Source organism: Kitasatospora sp. NPDC059408, from assembly GCF_042751525.1.
Classification (GTDB): Bacteria; Actinomycetota; Actinomycetes; order Streptomycetales; family Streptomycetaceae; genus Kitasatospora.
Genome location: NZ_JBHYWI010000164.1, coordinates 1 through 7,114, shown reverse-complemented (window position 1 = coordinate 7,114; position 7,114 = coordinate 1). Strand labels below are relative to the sequence as shown.

The window sequence follows — 7,114 nt, the reverse complement described above, 5'->3', positions numbered from 1 at the left end:
GTGATCGTCACCAGGGCGCCGTGCGCTGAGAGTTCGGCGGTGAGGTCGGTGGCTCCGGTGGCGTTGGGGCCGCTGCGGCTGGTGAGCAGCAGGTGGCGGACGCCGTACTGGGTGACGAGGTGGCGGGCGGTGAGGGCGCCGAGGGTGCCGGTGCCGCCGGTGATGAGGACGGTGCCTTCGGGGTCGAGACTGACGGCGCCGGGTTCGGTGGTGACCCGGGTGAGCCTGGGAACGAGGAACGTGCCGTCACGCAGGGAGAGTTGGCCGTGATCGAGGCCCAGGGAGGTGAGCGCGCCGCCGTCCGTGTCGACGAGGACGAAGCGCTCCGGGTGTTCGTTCTGCGCGGAGCGGACGAGGCCCCAGACGGCGGCGGCGGCGAGGTCGGTGGGCCGCTCCCCGGAGGCGCCGGTGGCGCCGCTGGTGAGGACGACCAGCCGGCTGTCGTCGAAGGCGCTCTCCCCGAGCCACTCCTGGAGCAGGGCCAGGGCGTGCCGGGTGTCCGCGTGGACGGCCCCGACGGCATCGTCTGCGCCGTCGGCGCCGCCCGACCACGGGAACAGCACCGCCGGCGGAACCGGTTCGCCCCGCTCGGCGGCGGCACGGAGCGCCGCCAGGTCGGGGTGCACCGCGACGGGGCGCCCGAGGACGGCGCCCCAGTCGGTGCCGCTCGCGCCGTCGTCGACGACCGCCCAGGCGGTGGCCGATCCGGCCTGCGGGGTCTCCGGGAGCCAGGAGACCTCGAAGAGCGCGCGGCGCGCGGCGGTCCGGGCCGGGTCGAGGTCTCCCCGCGCGACCGGGCGCAGTTCGACGGTCTCGGCCTCGGCGACCTCCCGCCCGTCGGGGTCGGTGATCGACAGACGGTGGGTGTCCGGGCCGAGCGGCGCGATCCGGACCCGCAGCTCGCGCGCTCCGGCCGAGCGGAGCGTGAACCCGCGGAAGGCGTACGGGAGCGCGAGGTCCGTCCCGTCGCCGGACAGCGCGGCCGGGAGCAGCGGCCGGAGGGCCGGGTGCAGCGCGTGGCCGGTGCCGTCCGTGTCGTCGGGGAGGGAGAGTTCGGCGCAGAGGCCGCCGTCGACGCGCCAGGCCGCCCGCAGGGTCCGGCGCAGCGGGCCGGGGTCGTACCCGGTGTCGGCGAGGCGGTCGTGGAGGTCGTCGAGGTCGACGGGCTCGGCGCCGGAGGGCGGCCACGGGCCGGGGACGGGCGCACCGGCGGGGGCGTCGACCGGGGCCAGGGTGCCGGTCGCGTGCAGGGTCCAGGGGAGCTCGTCGCTGTCGCCGTCGTACGGCCGGGCGTGGATGGTGACGCCGCGGTGATCGTCGGATTCCGGTGCGCCGAGCGCGAGTTGCAGCTCGACCGGCTGGTCGTCGGGCAGCACGAGGGGGGTGTGCAGGACGAGTTCGTCGATCCGCGCACCGTGCTCGGCCGCCACGAACAGGGCCATGTCGAGGAAGGCGGACTCCGGCAGGAGGGTCTGCCCGTCGAGGACCTGCTCGCCGGCCCACGCGTGGCTCCGGGCGCTGATCCGGCCGGTGTAGAGGAGGGTGCCGGTGGTGGCGTGCGGGGTGCCGGTGGTCAGGACGGGGTGGCCCGTGGTGCCGGCGGAGCCGCCGGGGGCGGGGTTCAGCCAGTACGTCCCGTGCTGGAACGGGTACGTCGGCAGCACGGTGTGCCGGGTGTCGGAGGGCAGGGCGCGGGCCGGTTCGGCAGGTGTGTGGTGGGTGTGCGCGGTGGCGAGGGCGGTGAGGAACCGGGCCCGGTCGCCGAGGTCCCTGCGCAGGGTGCCCTGGACGTGGTGGGGGCGGGAGTCGAGGGTCTGGGCGATGGCGGTGGTCAGTGTGGGGTGCGGGCTGGGCTCGATGTAGTGGACGTGGCCGTCCCGGTGGAGCAGGTCGACGGTCTGGTGGAACAGGACCGGCCGGCGCAGGTTCTGGAACCAGTACTCGGCGTCGAGCCGGGTCGTGTCGGTGACGAGTTCCCCGGTGGTGGCGGAGTAGTAGGGCACGGCGGACCGGCGCGGCTCGATGCCGGCCAGGGCGGTCGTGATGCGGCCGTGCAGCGGATCGACGTGCGCGGAGTGACTGGCGTAGTCGACCGGGATGGTGCGGGCGTTGACGTCCTGGTCGCGCAGCTCGGCGACCAGGACGGCGATGGTGCCGGCGTGACCGCTGACCACCGTGCTGGTCGGACTGTTGTGCGCGGCGACGGCCAGGGGGTGGGGCAGCCGGTCGAGGAGGGGCTGCAGCCGGTCCGGCGGGAGCGGCACGTGGGCCATGGTGGTGTCGCCGGTGATCGCCGTGAGCGCCTGCGAGCGCAGGGCCGTCACGGCGGCCGCGTCCTCCAGGGTGAGGACCCCGGCGGTGTACGCGGCGGCGATCTCGCCCTGTGAGTGCCCGATCACCGCGTGGGGGACGGTGCCGTGGTGCTGCCACAGGTGCGCGAGGGAGACCATGACCGCCCAGAGCGCGGGCTGCAGGACGTCGACCCGGGTGAGGGAGGCGGCGCCGGGCTCCTGGTTCAGGACGTCCATCAGGGACCAGCCGGTGTGCGGGGCCAGGGCGTCGTGGCAGTCCTGGAGGTGGGCACGGAAGACGGCGTCGGTGGCCAGCAGTTGCCGGGCCATGCCGTCCCACTGGGAACCCTGGCCGGGGAAGACGAAGGCGGTCTTGCCGTGCCCGGGCGGCGGCGTGCCCGGCAGCAGCAGGTCGGCGTTCTCCCGGCCCTCGGCGAGGTCGTGCAGGGCGGTGGTGAGCGTTCGCCGGCTGCCGGTGACGACGGCGGCGCGGTGGTCGAAGGCGGTGCGCGCGGCCAGCGCCCGGGCGACGTCCGCCAGCGGAGCGTCGTCCGGGCCGGCCAGGTGGCCCGTCAGGCGACGGGCCTGGTCGCGCAGGGCGGCTCCGGTCCGCGCGGAGAGCACGAACGGCAGCTCGCCGTCCGCCTCGGGCCGCACACCGGCGGTCTGCGGAACGTGCTCCACGATGACGTGGGCGTTGGTCCCGCTCACTCCGAAGGAGGAGACGGCGGCCCGGCGGGGACGTCCGGTCTCGGGCCACTCCCGCTGCTCGGTGAGCAGTTCCACGGACCCCGCGGTCCAGTCGACGTGCGGTGAGGGCCGGTCGACGTGCAGGGTTTTGGGCAGGACGCCGTGGCGCATGGCCTCGACCATCTTGATGACGCCGGCCACACCGGCCGCGGCCTGGGTGTGCCCGATGTTGGACTTGATCGAGCCCAGGTAGAGCGGCCGCTCCCGGTCCTGGCCGTAGGTGGCGAGGAGCGCCTGCGCCTCGATCGGGTCGCCGAGGGTGGTGCCGGTGCCGTGGGCCTCGACCGCGTCGACCTCGCCCGCAGTCAGACGGGCGCCCGCGAGGGCCTGGCGGATCACCCGCTGCTGGGCCGGACCGTTCGGCGCCGTGAGCTGGCTGCTGGCGCCGTCCTGGTTGACGGCCGAGCCGCGCAGGAGGGCCAGGACGGGGTGGCCGTTGCGCTCGGCGTCGGAGAGGCGCTCCAGGAGCAGCAGGCCGGCGCCCTCGCCCCAGCCGGTGCCGTCGGCCGCTGCCGCGAAGGCCTTGCAGCGGCCGTCGGCGGAGAGCCCGCGCTGGCGGCTGAACTCGACGAAGGTGGCCGGGGTGGCCATGACGGTGACGCCGCCGGCCAGCGCCAGCGTGCACTCGCCGTTGCGCAGCGACTGCGCGGCCAGGTGCATGGCCACCAGGGAGGAGGAGCATGCCGTGTCCACGGACACCGCCGGACCCTCCAGCCCGTACGTGTAGGAGATGCGACCCGAGGCGACGCTGCCCGCGCTGCCCGTGCCCACGTACCCCTCGAAGCCGTCCGGCGCCGGGTTCAGGCGGGAGCCGTAGTCGTCGTACATCACGCCGGCGAAGACACCGGTGCGGCTCCCGCGCAGCGAACCGGGCTCGATCCCGGCCCGCTCGAAGGCCTCCCAGGCGATCTCCAGCAGCAGACGCTGCTGCGGGTCGATCGCCAGCGCCTCGCGGGGGCTGATCCCGAAGAAGTCGGGGTCGAAGTCCCCGGCGTCGTGGAGGAAACCGCCCTCGCGTGCGTACGAGGTGCCGGGGTGGGCCGGGTCCGGGTGGTAGAGCCGGTCGAGGTCCCACTGGCGGTTGCCGGGGAAGTCGGTGACGGCGTCCCGGCCCGCCACGACCAGGGACCACAGGTCCTCCGGCGTGCGGACCCCGCCCGGGTAGCGGCAGGCCATGCCGATCACGGCGATCGGTTCCTGCTCCTCCGCGAGCCGGAGCCGCTCCCGGGTCTGGGCGAGGTCGGCCGTCACCCGCTTGAGGTAGTCGCGGAGCTTCTGCTCATTCGTCGTCATGGGGATGCCAACCTCTAGATGCCGAGTTCGTTGTCGATGAAGGCGAAGACCTCGTCGTCGGTCGCGGAGCCGATCTGTCCGGCCACCTCCGCGGCCGCGTGCGGGTCGTGCCCGACCAGCGACAGGAGCTTCTGGAGACGAGCGCTGACCGCGGCCCGGCCGTCGTCCGACACGGTCCCGAACGCATGTGCCAGGCGGTCGAGTTCGGCCAGCAGCAGGTCGTCGCCGCGGGCCGGGCCGACGGCCAGCAGGCCCTGCAGCTCGGTCGCCAGCGCGGCCGCGGTCGGATGGTCGAAGATCACCGTGCTGGGCAGCTGCAGACCGGTCGCGTCGTTGAGCCGGTTGCGCAGTTCCACCGCCGTGAGGGAGTCCACGCCCAGGTCGAGGAAACCCCGTCCGGGGCTGACGGCCGCGGCGCCGTCGTGGCCGAGCACGGCGGCCGTCTGGGCGCTGACCAGATCGAGCAGCAGCGCGTACCGCTGCTCGTCGGTGCCGTCGGCCAGCCTCCGCCGCAGCTGCTCCGCGCCGCCCGCCACGGCCCGCGCCGCGCTGCGCCGGGCGGCCGGGCGGACCAGCCCCCGCAGGACCGGCGGCAGCGGACCCGCCGCCGCGCGCAGCGTGGGCAGGTCCAGACGGACCGGCAGTGCCGCCGGACGGTCCAGGCCCAGCGCCCGGTCGAACAGCGCCAGACCGTCCTCGACGGTGAGCGGCACCACGCCGGTCCGGGCGATCCTGGCCCGGTCGGCGTCGGCGAGCGCGCCCGCCATGCCGGTCTGCTCCCACGGGCCCCAGGCCAGGCTCAGGGCGGCCGGCCCGGCCGCCCTGCGGCGGGCCGCCAGGGCGTCCAGGAAGGCGTTGGCCGCCGCGTAGTTGGCCTGTCCGGGGGTGCCGAAGGTCCCCGCCACGGACGAGAAGAGCACGAACGCCGTCAGGTCGAGGCCGCGGGTCAGCTCGTCCAGGATGCCGGCCGCGTCCGCCTTGGGACGCAGGACGGTGTCCAGCCGCTCGGGCGTGAGCGAGTCGAGCACGCCGTCGTCGAGGACGCCCGCGCTGTGCAGCACCGCGCGCAGGGGGTGGGCGGCGGGGACGGACTCCAGGAGCGCCGTCACGGCCGCGCGGTCGGCGATGTCGCAGACCGCCGTGGTCACCTCGGCACCGAGCCCGGTCAGCTCCGTGACCAGGGCCGGATCGGTCTCCCGCCGACCCGTCAGCAGCAGGTGGCGCACCCCGTGCCGGGTGACCAGGTGCCGGGCGAGGAGCGCCCCGAGCGAGCCGGTGGCCCCGGTGATCAGCACGGTGGCGTCCGGGTCCCAGGGGGTCGGGAGCGGCTCCCCGCCCGCGGCCGGCAGGGCGGCGAGGCGGGGCACCAGGACCTCGCCCGCGCGGATCGCCAGCTGCGGCTCGCCGGTGGCGAGTGCGGCCGGCAGTGCGGCGGGCGATCCGTCGCTCCCGTCCAGGTCGAGGAGGACGATCCGGTCGGGGTGCTCGGCCTGCGCGGAGCGGGCCAGGCCCCAGATCGCGGCCAGCGCCGGATCGGGCGCCGCACCGACCGCGCCGCGGGTGACCAGCACCAGGCGCGGGCCCTCGGAGCGCACCCAGCGCTGCACCAGGGCGAGGACGCGGTGCGTCAGCTCGTGGACGTCGGCGGTGGCGATCGGAACGAGCACCATGCCGTCCGGGCCGGGCCCGGGCGTGCCGTCGGCGACCGTCAGACCGGACGCCCGCAGCTCCTCCGCGAGCCCGAGTTCGTCGTCGAGCACGTGCCACGGCCCCGGGAGCGCCCCGGCGGACCCGGCCGCCGGCACCCAGTCCAGGGCGTACAGCCCGTCACCGGGCACCTGGCCCGCGGCCGCCAGCCGCTCCGGCGCCACGGCTCGCGAGGCCAGGGCGGCGACCGAGGCGATGGGCAGACCGGTGTCGTCGGACAGGGCGATCGCGATCGTCCCGGACTCCCCGGGAGTGAGCCGCACGCGCAGCGACGTGGCACCCGTGGCCCGCAGCGAGACCCCGTGCCAGGAGAACGGCAGGCGCACCTCGTCGCCGCCGCCGAGCAGGATCAGCGGGTGGAGCGCGGAGTCCAGCAGGGTCGGGTGGAGCCCGAAGCCCGAGCCGTCCGTGCCCTCCGGCAGCGCGACCTCGGCGTACACCTCGGTGCCGTGCTGCCACGCCGCGCGCAGGCCCTGGAAGGCCGGCCCGTAGTCGTAACCCCGGTCCGCGAGACGGTCGTAGAGACCGCTCAGGTCCATCGCGACGGCGTCGCCGGGCACCCAGGAGCCGGTCACCAACAGGGCCGGATCCACGGCCGGGTCGTCGTACGGCAGGTCGTCCGGGGTGAGGAAGCCGCTGGCGTGGCAGCTCCACGTCCGGTCGCCGGATCCGGCCGGGCGGGAGTGCACGGTGACGGTCCGTCGGCCGGACTCGTCGTCGGCGCCCACCGCGACCTGGAGCTGCACCGCACCTTCCCTGGGCAGGACCAGCGGGTTCTCCAGCACCAGTTCGTCCAGCCGGCCGCCCGCGAACAGGGCGAGGTCGACGAGAGCGCTGCCCGGGACGACCACCGTGCCGAGGACGGAGTGGTCGGCGAGCCAGGGGTGGGTGGCCAGCGAGAGCCGGCCGGTGTGCAGGAGGCTTTCGCTGCCGGCGAGTTCGACGGTCGCGTCGAGCAGCGGGTGCCCGGTCGGCGTGAAGTCGGTTGGCGTGGGGGTGGGCGCGTCGAGCCAGTAGGTCTGGTGTTGGAAGGGGTAGGTGGGGAGGGGTGTGGGGTTTCCGGTGGGGGTGGG

2 protein-coding genes are annotated in these 7,114 nt (G+C 75.5%); both read right to left on the bottom strand.

Annotation, left to right across the window (positions count from 1 at the left end; translation table 11 throughout):
* Positions 1-4,334 (bottom strand): beta-ketoacyl synthase N-terminal-like domain-containing protein (locus tag ACFXDE_RS43485; protein ID WP_380499744.1); only part of this gene is annotated, 4,334 nt, incomplete at its 3' end.
* 14 nt (positions 4,335-4,348) lie between these two features.
* A partial coding sequence (locus ACFXDE_RS43480) for a type I polyketide synthase (RefSeq protein ID WP_380499743.1) occupies positions 4,349-7,114 on the bottom strand: 2,766 nt, incomplete at its 5' end.